Below are 23,934 nucleotides of genomic sequence, written 5' to 3'. Positions count from 1 at the left end.
GCGCCGTTCGAGGAGTTACGCATGAGAATTGCCCACCGTCTGCGTGCATCCGTTGCCGCACTCGCTTGCGTGGCACTACTTTCGGCTTGCACACCGTGGGGGCAACAGCCGGGATCGGCTGCACCGTCGGCAACTTCGCAAGCCAACGAAACGGCGATTGCTGGCTCTGCCCCGGAACTGAAAAAGTTCTACACTCAGTCCGTGGCTTGGGAGCCGTGCAAGGAAAAAGACGAAGCTGGCATGAGTTGCGCCAAAATTATGGTGCCCTTGGACTATGCCAAACCAGACGGTGCCACAATTGACATCCAAGCCATCAAAATCCCGGCCACCGGCAAAAAAATCGGTTCCTTGCTGACCAACCCCGGCGGCCCAGGCGGCTCCGGAATTGAGTTTGTTCGCGACGCCGGAATGACCAACTTCAGCGCAAAGGTGCGCGCGTCCTACGACATCGTGGGCTTTGACCCGCGCGGTGTGCGCTCTTCCGCTCCGGTGACGTGCCTGACGGATAAAGAACGTGACGAATACCGTGCCATCGACTACAAGTTGGACACCGATGCTGGCCTAGCCAAGTCCCAGGCGGACAACAAAAAGATCATCGCCGAGTGCCAGAAAAAGACCGGCGAGATCCTGGGCCATGTGGACACCGTCAGCGCCGCTAAGGATCTCGATGTTCTGCGCGCAACGTCTAACGACGCCAAGCTCAACTACGTGGGCTACTCCTACGGAACGTTCTTAGGTTCCACTTACGCCCAGCTCTTCCCGGACAAGGTGGGCCGGGTAGTACTGGATGGTGCGCTGGACCCGGCTTTGAGCAACGAAGAGCTGACTCTGGGGCAGGCCAAGGCATTCGAAGCCGCGTTGAAGACGTACGTCACCAGTTGCCTCCAAGGCAGCGATTGCCCCCTCAGCGGTACGCCGGATGAAGGTATGCAACAGATCCGGGATCTGATCGCTAGCTTTGTGGCCAGCCCGCAGAAAAACACCGACGGTCGTGTTGTTACGGCCAGCAGTTTTGTGAGCGGCCTGATTCTTCCGCTCTACAACGACGCCAACTGGCCCATGCTCACGAGCGCCCTGTCCTTAGCGATCAGCGGAGATCCCAGTGCCATGATGTACCTTGCAGACTTGGGTGCGGACCGCTCCGCTGATGGCAGATACACCTCCAACAGCACCTTCGCTTTCAACGCAATCAACTGCTTGGACTACCCGATGGTCAGCGATGTGGCCACCATGCGCCAAGACGCTGAAGTCCTCAAGCAGGCCTCACCGACCTTCGGGGAATTCTTTGCCTACGGCGGATCCAACTGCGTGGGTTGGCCGTACAAGCCGCTGCGCACCCCCGCCCCGGCTAGCTACACAGGTGAGAACACCGTCGTCGTGATTGGAACCACCGGGGACCCGGCCACGCCATACGCTTGGGCTGGCGCGCTGCGCAAAGAAATGGGCAACGCGAGTCTGCTGACGTGGAAAGGCGAAGGTCACACCGCCTACGGCCGTTCCAATGAGTGTGTGCGCAATGCGGTGGACGGCTACCTAGTGGACGGGAAAACGCCCAAGGACGGCACAATTTGCTAGCGTTTTTAGCGGCCTTGTAGGACCGCCGGCAGTTCCTTAATGGAAGGAACGACGACGCCAGCACCTGCTGCTCGCAGGGCCGCCTCAGTGTGGGCGCCGGTGAGCACTCCGGTCACCACACCGGCTCCGGCGCGTAACCCTGCCAGCATGTCCGAGGTGGTATCGCCAACTACAAGAACCTCGCGGACGTCGTCGAGGTCTAGGGCTAGCACTGCTGTGAGGATCATGTCCGGGTACGGGCGGCCGCGGCCAGCGTCTGCCGGGCACAGGCTCAAATCCGCCATTCCCATCCAGCCCAAAGACTCAAGAATCGTGTTTTGGGTGTGCCGGCCGAATCCCGTGGCCAGGCAGATCTGCAGTCCTGCCTCACGGAGCCATGCGATGGTATCCGCTGCACCGTCAATAGCGCGGACTCCCCCGTTTTTGACCAGCTCGTCGTAAACGGTTTCAAAGGTCCTGTTGGCCGCAGCTGCTTGACCCGGATTGTGCTCAAAGAGGTGCTCAAAGACGGTGATTTTGGAGATGCCCATGGTGTCGCGCGCGTAGCCGAGCATGGAGTCATATTGCGCACTGCCTGCGCTGATTCCCTGTTCCTGGAGGGCCCGGGCCATGGCTTGCTCAGTGATGCCGTCATCCGTGATGGTGGTGCCGGACATGTCCAAAATGGCTAGGCGAAGGTTCCGCACCGGTGTGATGAAAGGGGTCTGCTGGCCTGTTGTACTGTTGTCCACGCTCATGGTGTTGCTCTCCCAAGGTCGAGCGATCCCGCGGCAGCGCCATTGTTGCCACGAATATCGCAGTTAAGTTCTGGCTCGGCGCACTTTGGCCGCCCATCTGAACACCAGAGTGACGGATCTGCAAAACCAACTCCTAAACCCTGACCGACCGCAAGATGAACAGCCGTATCCTGGCTCATCAAACTTTTTTGGAATTCTGTAGGTTTTCGCGTCATAAAGTGCCGTGCCGTGTCTCTGCATAGCTGGGCTGGAACCGTCATATGGGGGCGGTTCCAGCCCTTGGTTTATCCTCGGCTGGGGCTGCGTTTTGACCGTAACGCCGGGCCTCCACTACAGTTGATTCTTGCGTGATTCATCCGCTCGCCCGGATGAACCTCGTGTTGCTTCCTTAGCTCAGTCGGTAGAGCGTTTCACTCGTAATGAAAAGGTCATCAGTTCGATTCTGATAGGAAGCTCGAAAAGCCCCGCGAATCCACGGATTTTGCGGGGCTTGTTTTTTGCCTGGAGACTTCCGCTACAAAATAGGACATCCGCACCCAAAATCCCGGGTGCGGATGTCCTATTTTGTAGCGCTTATGTGGCGAGTTGCCTACTGGAAGTCAGAGACTGCCGGGTCGGCCCCGATGCGGCCTTCGGCACCCTTGTCCAGTGCGGTGATTGCTTCGATGTCCTCGGCGTCAAGGGTGACGTTCAAAGCAGCGAAGTTCTCCTGAATGCGGGATTCGGTCACGGACTTGGGGATCACCACGTTGCCGATAGCCAAGTGCCAAGCAATAACTACCTGAGCGGCAGTGGCGTTGTGCTTCTCAGCGATGTTGGTGACAACATCGTTGCTCAGCAGCTCACCGCCCTGACCCAGCGGGGACCAAGCCTGAGTCAGGATGCCCTTAGAAGCGTTGAATTCACGCAGTTCGCTCTGGTTGAAGAACGGGTGCAGTTCGATCTGGTGGATGGCCGGAACAACGCCGGTAGCGTCGATGATTTCCTGCAGGCCTTCCTTGGTGAAGTTGGAAACACCAATGGACTTGACCCGGCCCTGCTTCTGCAGCTCGATGAGTGCTTTCCAGGTGTCAACGTACTTGTTCTGCTTCGGCTGCATCCAGTGGATGAGGTACAGGTCAAGCGTTTCCAGGCCAAGTCGCTCCATGGATGCCTCAAAGGCCGCCAGTGTGGACTCGTAGCCCTGGTCAGCGTTCCACAACTTGGTGGTGATGAAGATGTCCTTGTGGTCCAACCCGGAGGACGCAATGGCGCGGCCTACGCCTGCCTCGTTGCCGTAAATCTTGGCGGTGTCGATGTGCCGGAAGCCAGCCTTGAAAGCCTGACTCACAACCTTTTCAGCGACATCGTCTTCTACCTGCCATACGCCGTAGCCGAGCTGCGGGATGGTGTTGCCGTCATTGAATGTCAGATTCGGTGAAGAAGTCATGGTTCCATCCTGCCAAAGCAACACAGCAAATTACAGGCAAAAGCAGCTGCATCCGCTATATGCGTAACCTCAAAAATGTGCCTCAAAGCAGGAATAAAACGCTCTTAGTCTCGCGAGTAGCTGCTAGCTAGTTCGGCCAGCTGTTCGGTCACTGCGCCGCAGCCCTCAAAGAATCCGAGTTCCAGGTGATTGTCCCGGTCAGCCTTGTCCTTATGAAGCGCTCTAGCCGTGTAAAGCGTGCCGTCCGGGTGGTCTTCAAACGTAAAAACACCTGTGATAAACGGGGTAGTGACACGCCTCGGGAGCCGGAACCCACCACGTGGCAAACTCGCTAGGATCAGACCACGCACGCCACACCTTGGCACGTGCGGCAGAAATGACGGTTCGGACGCCAAGATCCAGCCCCTCGTTGATTCGTTCGATGCCCATGGTGACTCCTCACGTTAAAACTCAACCAAAAACTACAGCTGGGCCTGCTCGCTTAGCTGCCGTTCGGCGTCGTGCACGTGGGCGGAAACAGCCTCCGCACGGCGCCGGACTGACACCGCCGTGTCTGACACCGGCCCTTTACCGGGCCCCACAGCGAGCCGAAGCATCGCCGCTGCTTGGGCGGTTGTGGCCAAATCATTGCCCGCGTTGGACAGCGCCCGGTGCACGGCTGCCAGCTGAATCGGCACCTCTAGCTCTTCACTGGGATGCTGCTTTTGGGCCGCGGCGCACACTGCCCGGACCCGTGGCAATAGCTGCGAGAGATCGTTCGCGATCAACACCAACTCGTTGTAGAGAGCATCGTCCTCAACGCCCTCAAGGACTTGGTGATACCTGTCCAAACCACGCTGAAAACGATCGTGAGCGCGCCGCCACAAACCTTTGCCTAGCTCTTTATCGTCCCGCTTGCCCTGCCGTGCCACAGAAAAAATCCCCATCAGTTCGGCCTACAAGTACTGGCCTGGGCCGTGGTCAGGATCACGACGGCGGCCCGCGGCTGGGTCTTGAGGCGCACCGGCGTCCGTGGCACCGGTTGGGCTTGGTGCACGTTGCGGTTCACCGTTCTCACCAATGATCACCCCGGGCGCAATCACCGTACCGGGCGGCAATTGGCGCAATTGAAGCTGTGCGGCGGTCTGCTCCCGGACGGCATGCTGGGCAGCGATGGCCGTCTGAATGCCGTGGAACAGTCCCTCAAGCCAACCCACCAATTGGGCCTGAGCGATCCGCAGCTCAGCATCGGAGGGCGCAGCATTTTCCGGGAACGGCAAACGAAGCCGTTCAAGTTCTTCGACGAGTTCCGGTGCCAAGCCGTCTTCAAGCTCCCGGATGGATCGTGTGTGGATCTCAGCTAGGCGAATACGGGCAGCATCATCTAGCGGGGAGCTCTTCACTTCCTCAAGCAGCTGACGAATCATGGTCCCTATGCGCATCACCTTGGCAGGCTCATCCACCAAATCGCTCAGGTTCAACGCTTCGGACTTAGCCTCCGGAACAGTGGTTCCCTCCACCGGGACGTCCTCCCCTTGGCGTGGTGCGGTGCGGTTCTCCTCAGTCATAGCCCCATACTCTCACGAGCCACAGCTGAGGAGCCCCGCACCTACATCAGCAGCAGCGGCCCTCTGGGTTTGCCTCTTGCCGTGCCGTTTTGTCCCGCCAGAATTCACGTTCCGTCAACGGCTCGCCGCTGCACTGGGCCTCTTGATGGAACTCGAGGTACCGCTGGTAAGCGTCAGCCCCCATCACGCCACCAAGATAGGCACTGAACTTCTTGAACCCTCCACGCAAAGCTCCAAGCGTGACGGGTGAGGCGGCCACTTTCATTAGTGGTGCCCGGCCTTGTGCAAACGTTTCTCCGCTGGCAACGCGGCCCACTGAGCCAGGATTTCCTTCTCCGCCGCAGTGCTGGACAGCCCTGCCGGGGCAAATACCTTGGACGCCACAGCCGGGTCCTCATTATTTGCGTTGGCAATTCCCGCCCGCGAATTTTTGAAGGCCTGGATGGTGGCAATAATCGCCGCAATGATCACAATGATGGAAAGCGTCACAAAGATCACCGAGAGCCATCCCTGGATCATGGTGTTGCGAACAACAGCCTCCATGGCCGGCACATTCTTGGCCGTCCCAAAGGACGTCTTCCCATCAGCGAGCGCCTTGGCAAACGCCGAGTTGTTAGCGAAGTAGCCCACCGCGGGTACGGGCGAGAAGATCTTGTACATACTCGCCGAGATGGTTACCACTGCAGCGAAGGCAAGCGGCAGGGCCACGATCCACAAGTATTTGAAGGTGCCGCGCTTAGCCACAATGGCCATACACACAGCCAAGGCGATTGCGGCGAGCAGCTGGTTAGCGATACCAAACAGCGGGAACAGAGTGTTGATGCCACCGAGCGGATCGGTAACACCCATCAACAGCACAGCCCCCCAGAGCGCAACCATAATTGCGGTGCACAGCCACGCCCCCGGACGCCATGAGGCTTCCTTGAACTTGGGAACAAAGTTGCCAATAGAGTCCTGCAGCATAAAGCGGGCCACACGCGTTCCGGCGTCAACGGCGGTGAGAATAAAGAGCGCCTCAAACATAATGGCGAAGTGGTACCAGAACGCCATCATGGCTGTACCACCAATAAATTGCTGCATGATGTGGGCCAACCCAACAGCCAGAGTTGGTGCACCACCAGATCGGGAAATAATGCTCTCCTCGCCCACATTCTTAGCCGTTTCAGCCAAAACGTCAGGGGTGATGTTGACCCCGGCTAGGCCTAGGGAGTTCACCCAGGCGGCTGCTGATTCAACGGTCCCGCCGGTCAGAGCCAATGGAGCGTTCATGGCGAAGTAGATGCCACGGTCAATGGAGATTGCAGCTACCAACGCCATAATCGCCACAAAGGATTCCATTAGCATTCCGCCGTAACCGATGTAGCGGCTTTGACGTTCCTTCTCGATGAGTTTGGGGGTGGTTCCGGATGAGATCAGCGCGTGGAATCCGGAGAGCGCACCACACGCGATGGTGACAAATAAGAAGGGGAACAAGGATCCGGAGAACACCGGCCCGTTGTCTCGGCTGGCGAACTCGCTAAATGCCGGGACAGTGATTTCCGGGCGGACCACAATAATGGCCAGCGCGAGCATCACAATCACACCGATTTTCATAAATGTAGAGAGGTAGTCGCGCGGTGCCAGCAGCAACCACACTGGCAACACTGCAGCGATGAAACCGTAGATGATCAAGCCCCATGCGATGGTGACCTTGTCCAGGTGGAAGAACGCTGCACCCCATTCGGTACCGGCCACAGCGCCGCCGCCAATGATGGCAGCCATCAACAGAACAAAACCGATGATGGAAACTTCCATCACCTTGCCCGGGCGGATAAAGCGCAAGTAGATGCCCATAAACAGTGCGATGGGGATGGTCATTCCTACCGAGAACACACCCCACGGGCTTTCACCCAAGGCGTTAACAACAACTAGAGCCAAGATGGCCACAATGATGACCATAATCAGCAAGGTGGCAACCAGTGCTGCAGTTCCACCGATCACGCCAAGTTCTTCGCGAGCCATCTGGCCCAGCGAACGTCCACCGCGGCGCATGGAGAAAAACATCACGAGGTAGTCCTGGACGGCACCGGCCAAAACTACACCAACAATGATCCATACAGTGCCCGGTAGGTAACCCATTTGGGCGGCAATGATGGGGCCAACCAAGGGACCGGCGCCGGCAATGGCGGCGAAGTGGTGACCGAACAACACGTTGCGATCGGTGCGAACGTAGTCCTTACCGTCAGCTTTGTACTCGGCTGGTGTGGCGCGACTGTCATTAGGTTTGAGCAGGTGCTTTTCAATGAACTTTGAATAGAAGCGATAGCCAATCAGGTATGTACACACCGAGGCGAAAACAAACCAAATGGCATTGACGGTCTCCCCACGAACCAGGGCAATCATCACCCACGCGAGCCCACCGAGCAGCGCGATGGCCACCCACAAAGCGATCTTGCCGGGCGTCCATGCCCGGTCTTCGCGGTCCAACCGTTCCGGGTCAACTGCTACCGGCGGCAAGTTGGGGTCACTCACCAAAGTGTCGCCGTTAGTGGTTTTTTCGTCGTTCGCCGGTTTGGCCCCGATCTTCTCGGGGTTCACCCGTTTTTGACCGTCAGGTACTCTGCCCATGTCTCCTCCTTGAGTTGGCCGCAGCCTCTAGTGCCGCCGTCGTACAGTGTACGTGTGATGACTACTGAGTGCGGTGATGTTGCCACAGCGGTTCGGTTTACGTTTCGCTCCTGCACAGCACCATAGTCCAGCGGGAGGAACTTTGGCACGACGACGGCACCTAGCTAGCGCCGTTGCGCCCTCACCAAAGGTCCGGCTCACGGAGGCGAGTTCCAAGACCTGCTGACGTGCTACGGAAGTCACTAGAACTACTCGGCCGGTCGTGTGACCGGGGCAGCGGTCACCGTGGTGCGCGGAACTTGATTAAGGTCTGGGTCATTGATGCTGGCAGCACGGCTCGCAGCAAGTTGCGCCAAGCGTGCCTCGCACAGGTCCAGCCAACGGACTTCTGCCTCAGTCTGAAAAATCAGGGAATCCAGCACCAACAACCAGGCAGTGTCAGAACTGCGTTGGTTAGCTGCAGTGTCCCGGCGAGCCTTGGTGTAATCCTGAAGTGAGCGCATGGAGGCCACACGCTGGGCGGAAATGATTGCCGGCACATCAACGCCGGGCAGTGTTACAGCAAGCGCCAGCTTGATGGCCAGCTCATTGCGCGGCGGGTTGCTCCGCTCCACGGGGGCGGCAAACCAGCCTTGAACTTCCGCAGTCCCGGCCGGGGTGATGCTGTAGATGACGTGGCCTTCGCCGTCGTCCCCGTCTTTAAGAACCAAACCGTCGCGCTCAAGGCGATCCAAGGTGGTGTAAACCTGCCCAATGTTCAACGGCCATGTTGATCCTGTGCGCTCCTCAAACTCAACCCGCAGATCATACCCGTAGCGGCGTTGATCTTGCAGGAGTGCGAGCAGGCTGTGGCGGATGGACATAAGTTCCTTTTGCTGGGCTAGCGATTCCGCGGCAAACATCCGCCCCCCAAAGACGGATGCATACTGCGTATAGATCGAGCGTAGTGGCAGCGAGGACGTCAATCAATCACAACGCGATTCGCCGCCGGCCAAATTCGCTAGCCGACTAGAGCAGTAGAAGTACCTTGCCCACATGATCGCCTGAATCGAAATACCGGTGCGCGGCTCGAACCTGGTCCAGCGCGAAGGTTTTGGCAACCAGCGGTTTCACAGTGCCATCGGCAACCAGCGGCCAGACGGCGTCACGCACGGCATCCATAATCACACCCTTTTCTGCCACGGCGCGTGGGCGCAAACTGGTGCCAATGACGGCCAGACGCTTGGCCAGTAGCTTGCCAAGATCCAGCTCAGCGCGGCGCCCACCTTGGAGCCCAATGACCACTAGACGGCCGTAAGTCTCCAACGCGTCAATGTTCTTATCCAAGTACTTGGCACCTACGACGTCGAGGATTACGTCTGCGCCTTTGCCACCGTTTTGGGCGCGGAGACTGTCAACAAAGTCCTCGCGTGTGTAATCGATGGCAATATCGGCGTTCAGGTACGCCTTGGCGGTACTGACTTTTTCTTGACTACCTGCCGTCGTGGCCACCACCGCACCAAAAGCCTTGGCCATTTGAATGGCCATCGTGCCAATCCCGCCGGTGGCACCGTGAATCAACACGGTCTCACCAGCCTGCAGCTGGGCCGTCATATACAAGTTTGAATAGACCGTGGCGGCGACTTCCGGCAAGGACGCAGCGGTGACCAGGTCAACGCCCTCAGGAATGCGCAAAACTTGCTCGGCCGGGACGGCGACCTGCTGGGCATAGCCACCGCCTGCGAGCAGCGCAACAACCTTGTCCCCCTTGGAGAACGGCTTAGCAACGCCCGGGCCAAAACCGGAGATCCGGCCGGAGACTTCTAGACCCAAAATTTCTGAGGCACCTGGCGGCGGCGGGTAGTGGCCTTTGCGCTGTTGAACGTCTGCACGGTTCAACCCAGCAGCTACGACGTCGATCAGCACCTCACCTGGACCCGGAACCGGAGCTGGAACGTCACGCACCTCAAGGACCTCAGGCCCACCCGGTTCCGTTACAAAAACAGCCTTCATCATTCACTCCAGCATTGGGGGTTGCTTGCTTCATGACCGCCACTCCCAACCGATCGGCGGGAGAACTACGGGCACATTGCCACGACGCAAACGGCGGCAAAGTTCCATTCTATTTGCTTGACACTCTCCGCAGTATTTTGTCTGCGAAACCTGCCGGTTTTTGCCGCACGCACGGCTTGTGAAACACTTATGCGCAGGGAAGGTTGTCCGAGCGGCCGAAGGAGCTAGTCTTGAAAACTAGTAGGCGGTAACCCCGTCTCATGGGTTCAAATCCCATACCTTCCGCGTAAAAACTCAGGCGGCCCCGGAAACGGGGCCGCCTGAGCTGTATCCGGAGCCAGCCAAAGGCCATTGAAACTGTCAGTGACCACGCATAAAGTCAGGCTTGGTTGAACATTCTTTTCCTTGCCCAACCTTTCTTCCCTCCGGACCGCCCAGCGCCGTCCATAGAAAGTGAGTAGTTATGCCTTCTCCCAAGATCAATGCCGGCGCCCCCTGCTGGATTGACCTCATGACCTCAGACATTGAACAAGCGAAGGAGTTCTACGGCGAGCTCCTAGGCTGGACTTTTCAAAGCGGTGACGAAGAGAAGTACGGCGGCTACGTGATGGCTTTTAAGGACGGCAAATCAGTTGCTGGCCTCATGCAGAAGCAAGAGGACATGGCAGACATGCCTGACGTTTGGTCTACATACCTCCTCACCGAGGACGCTGATGCAACCGCCGCCGCTGTCAGCGAAAACGGCGGCCAAGTGTTTATGCCTCCCCACACCGTTCCCGACCAGGGCCGGATGGCGATCTTTGGAGACCCCTCTGGCGCGGCTATTGGCGCTTGGGAAGCTGGCGCCCACAAGGGGTATGAGGTTGCTGCCGAGCCCGGTGCACCAGGTTGGCACGAACTACACACCAACAACTACCCGGCAGCCGTGGAGTTTTACCAAAAGGCCTTCGGCTGGGACACCACAACCATGGCCGACTCCCCCGAATTCAAATACACCACCTTGGGTGCCGGGAATGACTCAGTAGCCGGAATCTACGACGCCGCAGCTGACCTAGCCGATGGAGCCCCCTCCAGCTGGCACGTCTACTTTGTGGTGGACAGCACCGGTGACAGCGTCACTGTGGCCACGAACAGCGGGGCTCAGGTCCTAACTCCGGCCGAAGACACTCCCTTTGGCCGGATGGCAACACTGGCTGATGCCAGCGGTGCGGTTTTTAAGCTGATTCAGAACATGCCGCAGGGCTAATAGCCAAAGAACAACACAACACTTGCTTGACCTCAACCGGCCAGCGCCAGCTCAACTCTTGTTGACAAGGCGCTGGGCGGTTTTTGCGTTATGCTCAGCCATCGTGGGCGTGACCCGCTTCACACACGCGCAACTCGGCCTTTCCGAATCGCCCGTTGACACGAAAATCCCGCGGCAGCTCTGGCCTCGACACCAGAACCTACCGTATGGCAATCTCGCGTTCACCCTGGGCTGTTTGGATCTCCCGTGGACACGTCTGGCCGAATACATTGATCGGCCTACTGCCGGTGGCACCCCTCCGGCACTGGATAAATGCCCCGCTCCCCAAGGGGCACCACAGTGAAAGTAAACGAATGAATCACTCCACCACACGGGCTGCGCTTGGCACAGTCCTGGCGGCAGGGCTAATTGCAGCTCCGCTGTCAGCGGCGCCGGCATTTGCCGTAGATGCCGCAGTCGCAGCAGGCACTTCGCCAGTTGTTATCAACGAGGCCTATCTCAGTGGCGGTAGCGCCGGGGCCGCTTACAAAAACAAGTTCGTTGAGCTCTACAACAGCTCTGACGCACCTGTTTCTCTAGACGGCTGGTCACTCCAGTACCGTTCAGGCACCGGCACCGCGGCCCCCAACGGTGTTGCTCCCCTTGCAGGAACCATCCCCGCCAAGGGCTACTACCTGATCAAGGGCGCCACCAACAGCGCAACCTCTACCGCAGCTGATCTTCCCGCAGCGGACACTACTTCCACCGCCTTTAATCCCTCAGGCACTTCCGGCACCGTACTCTTGGCCAAACAAGCCACCGCAGTGAACCCCTTGGCTGTCGGTTCGGTGATTGAGCCAGACGGTGTTGCAGACATTCTCGGTTACGGAACCTCAAACACTTTTGAGACAAAGGCGGCAACAGCCCCGTCCGGAAACACCGACGTTAAAAGCCTGAACCGCACCAACTTTGCTGACACGAATGACAACTCCGCAGACTTCACCCTCAACGCTTCGATCACCCCTCAGGGCTCGGCAACGGCACCTGTTGATCCCCCGGTAGATCCGCCCGTTGACCCGGTTGGCACCAAACCCATTGCCGAAATCCAAGGAACCGGCACCGCCTCTTCCATGGTCGGCAGCACCGTTTCTACGCTTGGCAAAGTCACCGCAGCGTTCCCCACTGGCGGAATAAACGGCTACTACATTCAGACCCCCGGCACCGGTGGCGATTTGGATCCAGCCACACACACCGCATCTGACGGCATCTTTGTCTACTCACCCGCCACGGTTGCATCAGTGAAAATCGGCGACTACGTCCAGGTCACCGGAGCGGTAGCCGAATACTTCGGTATGACGCAGCTGAACGTCGCCGCTGCTGCGGACCTCAAGCAACTCACCGAAGCCGCACCAGAGGTCAAGGCCACCACCTTCACCCTGCCCGCTTCAGAGACAGTCCGCGAGTCCCTTGAAGGTATGCTCCTAGCACCTCAAGGCCCTATGACTGTGAGCGATAACTACTCGTTAAACCAGTACGGTGAAATCGGCTTGGCTGGCGGAACCACCGCTTTGCCGCAGCCCACCGCCGTCGCGCCTTACGGTTCGGCTGAATACAACGCAACGGTTGCTGACAATGCAGTGCGCGGCATCAAGCTCGACGACGGTGCCACCACCAACTTCTTGGGCAGCACCGCGAACAAAGCTTTGCCTCTGCCGTACTTGACCACCACGGATCACGTCCGTGTTGGTGCACCGGTTAGTGTCAAAACCAATGTGGTGCTGGGCTACGCAAACAACGCGTGGAAGTTCCAGCCGCTCACGCAGCTAACCCCTTCCAACGCTGCCAGCGTTCAGCCGGTCAGCTTTGGTGATACACGCGCTCAGACTCCGGCCGCCGTGGGAGGCAACTTAAAGCTTGCCTCCTTCAACGTCCTGAACTACTTCACCACCACCGGCGATCAGCTCAGCGGTTGCACCTACTACACCGACCGTGCCGGTGCACCCATCAGCATCAAGGGCGGCTGTGACGCTCGCGGTGCTGCGAATGCTGAGAACCTCAAGCGACAGCAAGACAAGATTGTTGCAGCGATTTCCAAGTCCGGCGCCGATGTAGTGACGCTGATGGAAGTTGAAAACTCCGCTCAGTTCGCCAAAAACCGTGACGACGCGCTCTCCCAACTGGTTGCGGCACTCAATGTTGTGACCCCGGGCGTTTGGGACTATGTTCACACACCTGCCAACGCACCGCCGCTGGCCGATGAAGACATGATTCGTACTGCATTTATTTACAAAAAGGCCGCCGCTGAGCCGGTGGGCGAATCCATCATCCTTAACGACACCGTTGCTTTTGCGAGCGCACGTAAGCCTTTGGCCCAGGTGTTCAAGCCGGTTGGAGCAAGTGATGACAAGAAGTTCATCGCGATTGCCAACCACTTCAAGTCCAAAGGTTCCGCAGCAACTCCCGATGACACCGATCAGGGCCAAGGCAACTCCAACCTGGCACGCACCGCACAGGCCAAAGCGCTCGTGGCATTTGCTGATCAGTTGAAGCAGGACAAGGGCACCAACAAGGTCTTCCTGATTGGCGACTTCAACTCCTACGCCAAGGAAGACCCAATCAACGTCCTTACGGCCGCTGGTTACGTCAACCAAGATGAGAAGGCCAAAAACGCTGACGGCTCCGCCAAGCACTCCTACCTCTTCGGTGGACTGGTGGGATCCCTTGACCACATTCTGGCTTCCCCGGAAGCCAACGCTGTAGTCACCGGTACTGACATTTGGAACATCAACTCAGTTGAATCCGTAGCCCTTGAGTACAGCCGCTACAACAACAATGTCACCGACTACTACGCTCCAGATCAGTTCCGGGCGTCCGACCACGACCCAGTGGTGGTTGGCCTGGACCTGCCAGCAACCCCGGCCACGGTTGACTTGAACCTTTTGGGTATCAATGACTTCCACGGCCGGATCGATTCAAACACTGTCAACTTCGCGGGAACCGTTGAGAAGCTCCGTGCCGCCGCGGCACCTGGCGCAACTGCGCTGCTGTCCGCCGGTGACAACATCGGCGCTTCCTTGTTCGCTTCGGCGGTAGCGAAGGACCAGCCCACCATTGACGTCCTCAATGCGCTTGAGACTCGAGCTTCGGCTGTGGGTAACCACGAGTTCGACGGCGGCTGGGCTGATTTGCGCGACCGGGTGATCAACGGTGGCACTAACGCCAAGTTCCCGTACCTGGGTGCGAACGTTTACAAAAAGGGCACCAAGGAACCAGCCCTTCCCGAGTACACGGTGATTGACGTCAACGGCATCAAGGTGGCCATCATCGGCACAGTGACGCAAGAAGTTCCCTCATTGGTAACCCCCGGCGGCATCTCGGACTTGGACTTCGGGGATCCGGTGGAGGCAATCAACCGTGCTGCTGCAAAGATCACGGCAGAGAAGCTCGCCGATGTGATTGTTGTTGAAGATCACGACGGCGCCGGTTCCGGTACGCCCGATGGAGCCACTTTGGAGCAGGAATTGGCAGCTGGCGGATCCTTCGCGAAGCTGGTCAACGAAACGTCTCCCGAGGTTGACGCAATCTTTACCGGCCACACCCACAAGGAATATGCCTGGAACGCACCTGTTCCCGGCCAGCCGGGCAAAACCCGTCCTGTGGTTCAGACCGGTAACTACGGTGAGAACATCGGCCAGATCCAACTCACCGTTGATACCGCTACCAAGGAAGTCACTGCTTCCAAGGCTGCAAACGTCAAACGCATCACGGATGCAGCAGTTGACCTGGTAGCTAAATACCCCCGTGTTGCAGCAGTCGACGCCATCGTCAAGAAGGCACTGGCAGCTGCTGACGCCGTGGGAAGCCAGCCGATTGGCAAGGTCACAGCCGATATCACCACCGCATTCAGCGCCGACCCCGCAGGTGGAGCCGCCAAGCGCGATGACCGTGGTAGCGAATCAACCCTGGGTAACCTGGTTGCCGATTCACTCGTGGACACGCTCAAGGACCCCACGCTAGGTGGTGCCGAGATCGGCGTCGTCAACCCTGGTGGTCTGCGTAGCGAGCTGTACTACGCTCCGGACGGAACCATCACCTACGCGGAAGCAAACGCTGTTTTGCCGTTCGTCAACAACTTGTGGACCACGTCCTTGACCGGTGCACAGTTCAAGACTCTGCTTGAGCAGCAGTGGCAAACCAACGCTGATGGCACCATTCCTAGCCGCACTTACTTGCAGCTGGGTCTGTCCAAAAACGTCAACTACACCTACGATGCTGCACGCCCGGCCGGGGACCACATCACCTCGATCCTGGTCAACGGTGCAGCTATTGATCCGGCGAAGTCCTACCGGATTGGTACGTTCAGCTTCTTGGCCCAAGGTGGCGACAACTTCCGCATTTTCAAGGAAGGCGCCAACACCAAGGACACCGGCCTGATTGACCGTGACGCATGGATCAAGTACCTGCAGGCTCACAACCCGGTTTCCCCGGACTTCGCACGCCGCAGCGTTGCCGTGGTCAACACCACTGCAGCAACGGTCAAACCGAAGGACCCGATCAACCTGACGGTGTCCAAGCTGGATCTCACCTCGCTGGGTAGCCCAGTGAACAAGAGCCTCACGGCCGTGTTCACCGATGCCGCCGGGACTGTCACCCAGCTGGGTTCCGTACCGGTAAGCGCAGGTGCAGCCACCGTTGGCGTGGCTGTTCCCAACGGTGCGGCTGCTGGCACGGGTACTCTGGTGCTCACCGCTGCCGAGTCGGGAACCAAGGTCACTGTACTTGTCACGGTGGCCAAAGCTGGACCATCTCCGGTTCAGTGCGTTGCCCCGGTTCCGCCCACCCAGTGGTATGACGTGGTCGGTTGGATCAAATACGGCGTGGCGCTCTTGAAGTACCAGCTCTGCTTGCGCCGCTAGTCTGAATCACCCTTAAAAAAGCATGCTCACCGTGTAACAGCGGTGAGCATGCTTTTTTAAGTTGTGCGGGCTGAGTTCAGATCCCCAGGATGTGCCGTGCGATCTCGTCGGCGTCGCGCAGGGTCCGTTGGCCGCTGCGGTACTCCTCAACGGGGTTTCCGGTTTGGTCCCGCCCAAATGCTTCAGCGGCAATGGCTGTACCCCATTGTGTTGCGCTCAATTGCAGACTCAAAACATAGAGATCTGGCTGTTCCTGGCCGAGTGCATTCACAGCCCGGTACGGACCCGGCACCACGTCAAGGCCTGTTGCTTCAAGCGGAGTACCGCCGCCTGCAAGCATCATTCGGGGGCGCACCAGCCCATCAGCCAAAAGTTGTTTGAGCAGCACTGACTCGTTCACTGCCACCCGGTTGCTCGGCGCTAGAGCCTCAATCACGGTACGCGCGGTTACGGCCTCACCAGCCACCCACGGCGAACTCGCGGTAAACAGCCCCGCAGCCCTGTCAACAGAAATACTCGGATCCGGCCCCACAAAATGAACAAGTCCGGCCCGCACCAGTGCGGTCAGCTGTTCTAAGCGCAACGCCGGGGGCCCGGACGCCAAGCCTTCCACAAAGCTCTCGAACCAGCCGCGCAGTTCGGCGAGCCATGAGTCTTCGGTGATTCCGCCGTCGGCCACTGCTGTTTTCAGTAGCGCACGTCCGCGGTGAAGGGCGCCGATGGCCATTTTGACCGGGTCCTTTTCGCCAGCTGCGGAGCCTAGAGCGTCCTCGTCCAAGTACTTCAGGACAGCTTGATCAAACGCCTCACGGTTGGCGAAACTCTGTCCAGCAAACGGGGTAGCCAATCCCAACAAGTTAAGCGCATGCTCAGGTGCCACGTGCCGGGTAACAAGCTCAGCAACCACCTTCTCCCAATGATTGCCGGGTACATCTACCTGGGCATCGGCCGTCAAAGCGGAGTCAAGTGACTGCAAAAACTCATCGCGGTCCGTCACGGCGTCTGGGTGATGAGCTGCGAGGGTGGAGTAATACGTCCATACAACATCGCGGTGCAACAGCGGCCAGAAATCGTGATCGAACCCGGGAACTGCATCATTAGCCTGGATACTTGCTACGGCATCCGCGGTGAAGAACCGCAAGTGCACGGAGCTCGCATAGTAGGCATCAAGGCGAGCCTTGGCCCGGTACGGACCACCGCGCCTTGAGGCTGCGTAGAGGATGGGCTCCTGGCCTGAAGGGATGTACTCTAAGGTCTCCCCGGCCCTCTTGCCCGGCCGGAAAGTGCCACCGCGGCCCAGCGTTAGTTGACCCATCACGTCAAAGAAATTCAGGCCCATCCCCCGCACTAGGACAGGCTGCCGGGCCGGGATCAGGGTCCAGTCAACATCGGCTGGAACTGCTGGTGGAAAGTACTGCAACCCCAGTTTGACGGCAGCATCGGCGAGTTCTTGTTGGGCCGAATTCAGCCGCGATTCCACGTGCCCCAGCGCCAGCACCACACGGTCAACACTCACGGAGGTGCCGTCAGAAAGTCCAACGACGAAACCATTGGTGGGCGTAACTGCGGAAGTCTGGTCGCGGCGTCGTACTTTTACTGCCTCTGCGCTGTGAGTTTGGACTTCTACCCGTTCGGCGAGCGCCTCATTGTTTTGTGCGGCGGCCAGGACTGCTCCAAACGTGTCAGCCAAGTACCGCCCGTACAGTGCGCGTGAGGGGAAATCGGTGGACTTCAGAGTCTGCAGCTCGGCCCGTTCGCCGTCTGTTAGGTGCTGAGCGGGCTGGCTTGCGTTGGCTGCACGCCACTGTTCAAAACTGCCCCCGGTCAACGCTGGCGCCACCTGGGGGTCTTCTGGAATGAGCGTGGGGTAAAACGACTGTGTGTTCATCACATACAAACGGGACTGATCGGGACGCCACACGTGACCTGGGCCGGCTTGATACGGATCAATAACGTGAATGCGTAAGCGACGGAAACGGTTTTTTACTGGGGAAAGCTGCAACTCGCGTGCAAAATTAGCCAGCAATCTTTCCACAACACTGCTGCCGCGGGGTCCGGCGCCCACCACTGCCACACTGATTTCTTCACGATCCGCCACGCCGTAAAGCCTATCGCCCCGCTACGACATCCCATTCCGCGTGGGGTGGGCTGTGCAGATATGACAAGACCACTCACAGCGAACATGCCTAGGATGTGTCCATGAGCGCCACTGAAGCCGAGCAAAATAATCCCGCCGCCCCGCAGAACGCCGTTGCACCGATGCCCACAGATGAGAATCAGTGGCTCGAAGACATCCATGGCGAGGAGCAAATGGCTTGGATCCAGGAACAAAACGCCCGCACCGAAGACCTCCTAGAGGACGCCGACTATGTGGCGCTCGAAGGCGAGATTCTTGAGGTTTTGGACTCGAGCGATCGGATTGCCATGGTAGGCAAACGCGGCCAGTGGTATTACAACTTCTGGCGCGACGCCGAACACCCCAAAGGCCTCTGGCGCCGCACCACGTGGCAGAGCTATCAGAGCGATGCGCCGGAATGGAATGTTTTGCTGGACATTGACGCTCTCGCCGCTGCCGAAGGGACCGAGTGGGTGTGGCACGGCGCCCACTTCTTGCGCCCCGCCCTAGGGCAGGCTCACCGAACCGCCATGATCGCCCTCTCCCCAGACGGCGGGGACGCTGTGCGCTACCGCGAGTTCGACGTCGAACGTCTCGCCTTCGTTGACCCGACGGCCGGCGGTTTTGACATCCCCACCGCTAAGGGCGGGATTTCTTGGGAGGATGCTGACACTCTCTTGGTTTCCACCACTGCTGAGCGTTTGCCGCAGACTTCGTCGTCCTATTCACGCACTGCTGTTCGGCTCAAGCGCGGGCAGTCGCTGCGTGATGCCGAGCAGATTTTTGAAGTCCCGGCCGAGCACATGCGTGGCGCTGTTTTTCACGATTCCACACCAGGGTTTGAGCGCACAGTCGCCATCGACATGATCGACTTCTTCAACGTTTCAACGTTCGTTTTGCAGGATGATCAGTGGGCCAAAATTGAGGCCCCCAGCAGTGTTGATAAGGACATTCACCGCGAATGGGTAGTCTTCCGGCCACGGGAAAGCTGGGAAATTTCCGGCTCGGTTTATGCTGCAGGATCGCTTCTGGTGGCCCCGCTGGAGGATTGGCTCGCGGGTGAGCGCACGCTTCGGGTGCTCTTTGAACCGGATGCTCACACTTCTTTGCAGTCCTATAGCTGGACTAGGGACTTCCTGTTGTTGAACCTTTTGGCGGACGTATCCTCTCAAATTCGTGTTCTTGACCCGTCACAACCGGACGCGGATCCGGCAAAGGGCTGGGCGTGGCGTCAGTTGGACGCGTGCCCGCCGCTGCATGACGTCAATGCTTTTGCCGTTGATGATCAGGACACTACTGCTGAAAATGCTGGCAATGACTACTGGCTGGTGGTCACCGGATTTTTGACTCCGAGCACCCTGTTGCGCGGGCGTTTGGGGGACGCCGCTGATTCATCGGCTGCAGTGATCAAAACTGCCCCGTCATTCTTTGATGAGTCCGAGTTTGAAGTTCAACAGCACTTTGCTACGTCCAAAGACGGCACCAAGGTGCCTTACTTCCAGGTGGGGCCAAAAAATCTAGTGCTCGACGGCGGTAACCCCACCCAGCTTTCCGGGTACGGCGGCTTCGAAGTCTCCCGCACACCCGCCTATAGCGGCACGATTGGTAGAGCCTGGCTGCGCCGCAAAACCACTGGAGCATCTGCGGGGGCTGAACGTAGCGGAGTGTTTGTGGTGGCCAATATTCGTGGCGGCGGCGAATATGGTCCCGCGTGGCACAGTGCGGCGTTGCAAGCGAACCGCCACCGGGCGTACGAGGACTTCGCAGCAGTTGCCACGGATCTGATCCGGCGCGGTGTCACCAGCCCTGAGCATTTGGGGTGTGCCGGTGGATCCAACGGCGGTCTGCTAGTGGGAAACATGCTGGTCCACTACCCCGAGCTGTTCTCCGCGATCTCTTGTGGTGTTCCATTGCTGGACATGCGCCGGTACACCAAGCTCTCCGCAGGGTACTCGTGGATCGCAGAATACGGGGACCCAGACCGGCCTGAACAGTGGGAATTCATCAAAACCTTCTCCCCGTATCACTTGCTGCGCGACGGGGTTGAATATCCAGATTCGTTCTTCTGGACGGCAACCTCGGATGACCGGGTGGGCCCGGTGCAGGCACGCAAAATGGCTGCGAGGATGCAGGCGATGGGCATTCGCAACGTCTGGTTCCATGAAGCGGTTGAGGGTGGGCACTCGGGAGCTTCCGACAACCGACAAGCAGCTGCTCTTCAGGCGCGGAGCCAGCAATTCCTGTGGCGGTCCTTGAGCGGAGACTAAAACAAAGCAGCCTAGAACGTCCTTGCATTCCCACGTTTTGCACTAACCGCCCAGTCTTCGGTACTCTTGCTGGGCTAGTAATAGCAATTGGAGACGTGCCAGAGCGGCCGAATGGGCTTCACTGCTAATGAAGTGTGGGGCACAACTCCACCGGGGGTTCAAATCCCCCCGTCTCCGCATTGGTCCTGAGCCGTGACATCGTTTACGAACGAGTCGCGGCTCAGGACTTTTTTGTTGGTACGCGCACCTCCTGATCCCCCACCTTCCGCCGAGTTGGCACTTCGCGCGGATGTTTCGCGCAAACACCCGCGCGAAGTGCCAACTCGGCGGGGTCCATTCCGGCTTTCGGGCCAAAGGTCTCCAGGGTATGCACCATTTGAGGCGGAAGTGTGCTGAACTGGCGGCATGCTCTATCCCGCACTCCACCTTTCGATCAGTATTGCGGCCCCGCCCTCTAGGGTTTCCGAGTTCGCGGGCAATCCAGCCAATCTTCCGCACTGGGCCGCGGGACTGAGCGCCGGTATCCGCTATGAAGACAGCAAGTGGGTCACAGACTCACCCATGGGCTCCGTTGAGGTTCGTTTTCGCGGCCCCCTTGAGTACGGCATTGTTGACCATGATGTGATTCTCCCTGACGGAACCTCGGTCCATAATCCCTTGCGCGTCCTCTCTAATGGCACCGGTAGCGAAGCAGTTTTCACCCTTTACCGGATGCCACATGTCACGGATGAGGAATTTGATCGCGATGCAGAGTTGGTTCGGGCGGATTTGGCCCGGCTGAAGGACCTCCTCGAACGCTGAGTGATGCGAGAATGAGGAGCCAATATGTGCACTCAATGAGTAAGGAAAACATGGCCTCCCTACCAGCTGTCGCTTTGACCACCGCAGGACTCGTAGGCGGTTTCGCCACCGCGCGCTCCACCAAAAATCGCCCACTCGGCGGTGCCGTTTTAGCCGCCGCTGGCTCTGGTGCGTTTGCCGTGTGGAAGAAGGATTCGGGTCTACCAGCGGCAATCGGGCTGACGGTTTTGTACTTGGGCGCGTTCGGTGGTTCTCACCTGCTCGCCAAGAAGATTGGGGCTTGGCCGGCCGTTTGGACTGTCACAGGAGCAACCGCTATAGCATCGCTACTGACCCCTAAAAAGAAGTCCTAAGCTTCTTGGTAAAGTTCGCGGCGCTTAGGCGCTGAACGACGCAACGTGCGCCGCGAATCTGCCCTTCCGTACCCGTGGACGACCGAGCGTTTAGCTTGCCAACTTCTAGCCTGCTTGGGCGAGGGCGAACGGCAGGACTGCTCCGGCGCCGGCTTGACGGAGCGCACGGGCTGCCACGGTGAACGTCCAACGGCTATCCACCAGGTCATCGATGAGCATCACGGTTTGCCCTGGCCTAGCCGCAAGCTGTTGAGCCATCGCCGGCGGGACCACAAACTGATCCCACACGGCTGCAAGACGGTATGCACTGTTACCGCCGCGAGCCCCAGCAGGCCCACCATGAATGGCTTCAAGTTCGCCCAAAAGCTCAATCCGCCCGATCTGCGATAGGCCCCGCGCCAATGAACGGATCAGCTCGGGTTTACTGCGTGAGGGCATAGCCACAATGACATCCGGCCTTCCAACGCCGCTCCAGGCCACGGCACGTCCTTCCGTGCTACCCCAGTCACGCAGTACTTGCACACAGGCCTGGAGCATGGATGGATCAATGCTACGGTCCGGGGCTCCCGTGGCGAAAAGTTCGCGTAGCGCTCCTCCCCACCCCAGATCGGTCATTCTGGCCAACAGCCTGCCCTCGGAGGCTGACTCGTCCGGCTTGATCTTGCCCTTGACCGGAACGCCTAGCCGGTCCATGCCTGTAGGCCACTGCAAACGGGGTTCCAAGGACACACCTGCCCGGTTGAGAGTTTCTCCTGCGGCGCTTGCGGCTTCATCGTCAATGTCCGTGGGGAACCAGCGCCCCGCACAGTTGTCGCAACGCCCGCAAGCATGCGCATTGTTGTCATCCAACACGGAGGTAATGAACTCCATCCGGCAACCAGCGGTGTCTTGATAAATCACCATCAGGTCTTGCTCGTGCACCCGGGCCTCAGCAATGCGTTCGTAGCGTTCGCTGTCGTATTCCCACGGTGTCCCGGTGGAACGCCAACCACCGCCCACTCGCTCCACGGCAGCATCAACAGAGAGCACCTTTAGCAACAGCTCAAGGGGCGTCCTGCGCAAATCAACTCGGGCTTCTAGCGCCACGGTGGACAGGGTCCCGTTGGCTTGGTTGAGCGCGTCCAAAACTGCTGCGGCCTTCTCCGGCGACGGCATGGACGCGGTGGCGAAGTACTGCCAAATGTCTTTGTCCTCGGACCCGGGCATCAGTAACACGTCGGCGTTGGCCGATCCACGGCCAGCACGGCCCACTTGTTGGTAGTAGGCAACGGGTGACGAGGGTGCACCGAGGTGGATGACAAAGCCCAGATCTGGTTTGTCGAACCCCATACCTAGGGCCGAGGTGGCCACGAGCGCTTTTACCTCGTTGTCCTTAAGCAGCTGCTCGGCCCGTTCACGCTCGGCTGGATCAGTTTTGCCCGTGTAGGAAAGGACCTTGTGCCCCGCCTCAGCCAGAAGCTTAGCGGTGTCCTCAGCTGCTGAGACCGTAAGAGTGTAGATAATTCCACTGCCGGGCAGCTCCGATAGGTGGGTCAAAAGCCAGGCCAGCCGTGTGCGGGAGTTCGGTAATTGAAGGACACCAAGGCGCAGTGAGTCACGTCCTAGTGGGCCGCGAATGGTAAATACGTCCTCGCCCAGTTGCTCCTCGATGTCGTGGACTACGCGTGAGTTAGCCGTGGCTGTAGTGGCTAGAACGGGTACGCTCCCCGGCAATTCCTTGATCAGTTCCGCGATGCGCCGGTAGTCCGGCCGGAAATCGTGTCCCCAGTCAGAAATGCAGTGCGCTTCATCAATGACTAAAAGCCCGGTACGCCGGAGCAACTCAGGTAATTGTGTCTCGCGAAAGCTAGGGTTGGTGAGACGTTCAGGTGAGACCAAAAGAACGTCAACCTCGTCCGCCGCCAATTGCTCCCGGACACGGTCCCAGTCGAGCTGGTTCGCCGAGTTGATGGCCACGGCCCGCACTCCTGCCCTAGCTGCTGCAGCCACTTGGTCCCGCATCAAAGCCAGCAATGGCGAGACGATCAGCGTTGGACCGGCGCCGCGGCGCCGCAATAGCAGGGAGGCAACAAAATACACTGCCGACTTTCCCCAACCCGTACGCTGGACAACCAAAGCCCGCCGTCCGCCGTCGACCAACGCTTCGATAGCCTCAAACTGACCGTCGTGAAAGCGCGCTTCGGGTGATCCCACCAGCTCCCGCAATACGGTCAAGGCTTGTTGCTCAGTTTCGCCTGCAGCACCCCATGAACTTGCCACCGAGAACGAAGAGTTTTCAGCGCTAGTAGCCGTGTCAATGCCGGAAGGGTTGTTGTGGGGAGCCATGCCTTCAGTATTCCAGCCGCTACTGACACCTCAACGCCGGCCCC

17 protein-coding genes and 3 tRNA genes are annotated in these 23,934 nt (G+C 58.8%); 9 read left to right on the top strand and 11 right to left on the bottom strand.

Annotated features, from left to right (window positions below):
* The first annotated feature begins 21 nt into the window (after nucleotides 1–21).
* Complete coding sequence (locus tag ACQR35_RS11235; protein WP_430270092.1) at nucleotides 22–1,575, top strand: alpha/beta fold hydrolase; 1,554 nt, start codon at nucleotides 22–24, stop codon at nucleotides 1,573–1,575.
* A gap of 5 nt (nucleotides 1,576–1,580) precedes the next feature.
* Here ACQR35_RS11235 and ACQR35_RS11230 read toward each other — a convergent pair whose 3' ends face one another.
* A complete protein-coding gene (locus tag ACQR35_RS11230; protein WP_430270091.1) occupies nucleotides 1,581–2,312 on the bottom strand; it encodes an HAD-IA family hydrolase in 732 nt (243 codons plus the stop codon).
* 382 nt (nucleotides 2,313–2,694) lie between these two features.
* Between ACQR35_RS11230 and ACQR35_RS11225 the strand changes: the two genes are divergently transcribed.
* Nucleotides 2,695–2,767 (top strand) — tRNA-Thr (locus tag ACQR35_RS11225).
* Between the two features lie 134 nt (nucleotides 2,768–2,901).
* Here ACQR35_RS11225 and ACQR35_RS11220 read toward each other — a convergent pair.
* The 8 genes from ACQR35_RS11220 to ACQR35_RS11185 all read right to left on the bottom strand — a co-directional run bounded on the left by ACQR35_RS11220 (nucleotide 2,902) and on the right by ACQR35_RS11185 (nucleotide 9,887).
* Nucleotides 2,902–3,741 (bottom strand): aldo/keto reductase, encoded by an 840-nt coding sequence (locus tag ACQR35_RS11220; RefSeq protein WP_430270090.1) that lies wholly within the window; start codon nucleotides 3,739–3,741, stop codon nucleotides 2,902–2,904.
* 104 nt (nucleotides 3,742–3,845) lie between these two features.
* Complete coding sequence (locus ACQR35_RS11215; protein ID WP_430267528.1) at nucleotides 3,846–4,091, bottom strand: hypothetical protein; 246 nt, start codon at nucleotides 4,089–4,091, stop codon at nucleotides 3,846–3,848.
* A gap of 111 nt (nucleotides 4,092–4,202) precedes the next feature.
* On the bottom strand, nucleotides 4,203–4,667 hold the full coding sequence (locus tag ACQR35_RS11210; RefSeq protein ID WP_430267527.1) for a hypothetical protein: 465 nt from the start codon (nucleotides 4,665–4,667) through the stop codon (nucleotides 4,203–4,205).
* Nucleotides 4,668–4,676: 9 nt separating this feature from the next.
* Complete coding sequence (locus ACQR35_RS11205; protein ID WP_430270089.1) at nucleotides 4,677–5,288, bottom strand: bacterial proteasome activator family protein; 612 nt, start codon at nucleotides 5,286–5,288, stop codon at nucleotides 4,677–4,679.
* 46 nt (nucleotides 5,289–5,334) lie between these two features.
* Complete coding sequence (locus ACQR35_RS11200) at nucleotides 5,335–5,553, bottom strand: YbdD/YjiX family protein (protein ID WP_430267525.1); 219 nt, start codon at nucleotides 5,551–5,553, stop codon at nucleotides 5,335–5,337.
* Nucleotides 5,553–7,895, bottom strand: a complete 2,343-nt coding sequence (locus tag ACQR35_RS11195; RefSeq protein ID WP_430267524.1) for a carbon starvation CstA family protein — start codon at nucleotides 7,893–7,895, stop codon at nucleotides 5,553–5,555. Before ACQR35_RS11195 ends, ACQR35_RS11200 begins: the two co-directional genes overlap by 1 nt.
* A gap of 248 nt (nucleotides 7,896–8,143) precedes the next feature.
* Nucleotides 8,144–8,758: a PadR family transcriptional regulator gene (locus ACQR35_RS11190; protein ID WP_430270088.1), complete on the bottom strand. Its 615-nt coding sequence runs from the start codon at nucleotides 8,756–8,758 to the stop codon at nucleotides 8,144–8,146.
* Between the two features lie 145 nt (nucleotides 8,759–8,903).
* Complete coding sequence (locus tag ACQR35_RS11185; protein WP_430270087.1) at nucleotides 8,904–9,887, bottom strand: NAD(P)H-quinone oxidoreductase; 984 nt, start codon at nucleotides 9,885–9,887, stop codon at nucleotides 8,904–8,906.
* A 197-nt stretch (nucleotides 9,888–10,084) separates the two neighbouring features.
* Here ACQR35_RS11185 and ACQR35_RS11180 point away from each other — a divergent pair.
* The 3 genes from ACQR35_RS11180 to ACQR35_RS11170 all read left to right on the top strand — a co-directional run bounded on the left by ACQR35_RS11180 (nucleotide 10,085) and on the right by ACQR35_RS11170 (nucleotide 16,028).
* A tRNA-Ser gene (locus ACQR35_RS11180) sits at nucleotides 10,085–10,172 on the top strand.
* Between the two features lie 178 nt (nucleotides 10,173–10,350).
* Nucleotides 10,351–11,133 (top strand): VOC family protein, encoded by a 783-nt coding sequence (locus ACQR35_RS11175; RefSeq protein ID WP_430270086.1) that lies wholly within the window; start codon nucleotides 10,351–10,353, stop codon nucleotides 11,131–11,133.
* Nucleotides 11,134–11,486: 353 nt separating this feature from the next.
* Entirely contained in the window at nucleotides 11,487–16,028 is a 4,542-nt protein-coding gene (locus tag ACQR35_RS11170) for an ExeM/NucH family extracellular endonuclease (protein WP_430270085.1), read from the top strand.
* A 76-nt stretch (nucleotides 16,029–16,104) separates the two neighbouring features.
* On the opposite strand, the gene ACQR35_RS11165 is transcribed toward ACQR35_RS11170, so the two are convergent.
* Nucleotides 16,105–18,126: an FAD/NAD(P)-binding protein gene (locus ACQR35_RS11165; RefSeq protein WP_430270084.1), complete on the bottom strand. Its 2,022-nt coding sequence runs from the start codon at nucleotides 18,124–18,126 to the stop codon at nucleotides 16,105–16,107.
* A gap of 101 nt (nucleotides 18,127–18,227) precedes the next feature.
* Here ACQR35_RS11165 and ACQR35_RS11160 point away from each other — a divergent pair, with 101 nt between their 5' ends.
* The 4 genes from ACQR35_RS11160 to ACQR35_RS11145 all read left to right on the top strand — a co-directional run bounded on the left by ACQR35_RS11160 (nucleotide 18,228) and on the right by ACQR35_RS11145 (nucleotide 21,565).
* Nucleotides 18,228–20,411: a prolyl oligopeptidase family serine peptidase gene (locus ACQR35_RS11160; RefSeq protein ID WP_430270083.1), complete on the top strand. Its 2,184-nt coding sequence runs from the start codon at nucleotides 18,228–18,230 to the stop codon at nucleotides 20,409–20,411.
* Between the two features lie 89 nt (nucleotides 20,412–20,500).
* Nucleotides 20,501–20,588, top strand: a tRNA-Ser gene (locus ACQR35_RS11155).
* 228 nt (nucleotides 20,589–20,816) lie between these two features.
* Nucleotides 20,817–21,212: an SRPBCC family protein gene (locus ACQR35_RS11150; RefSeq protein ID WP_430270082.1), complete on the top strand. Its 396-nt coding sequence runs from the start codon at nucleotides 20,817–20,819 to the stop codon at nucleotides 21,210–21,212.
* Nucleotides 21,213–21,262: 50 nt separating this feature from the next.
* Complete coding sequence (locus ACQR35_RS11145; RefSeq protein WP_430270081.1) at nucleotides 21,263–21,565, top strand: hypothetical protein; 303 nt, start codon at nucleotides 21,263–21,265, stop codon at nucleotides 21,563–21,565.
* 105 nt (nucleotides 21,566–21,670) lie between these two features.
* On the opposite strand, the gene ACQR35_RS11140 is transcribed toward ACQR35_RS11145, so the two are convergent.
* Nucleotides 21,671–23,890, bottom strand: coding sequence for a RecQ family ATP-dependent DNA helicase (locus tag ACQR35_RS11140; protein ID WP_430270080.1), 2,220 nt, complete (start codon nucleotides 23,888–23,890; stop codon nucleotides 21,671–21,673).
* Nucleotides 23,891–23,934 lie beyond the last annotated feature (44 nt).

It is taken from the genome of Pseudarthrobacter sp. J1738 (assembly GCF_050490315.1).
Lineage (GTDB): Bacteria > Actinomycetota > Actinomycetes > Actinomycetales > Micrococcaceae > JBNPEO01.
This window is presented reverse-complemented; position numbering and strand designations above follow the sequence as displayed.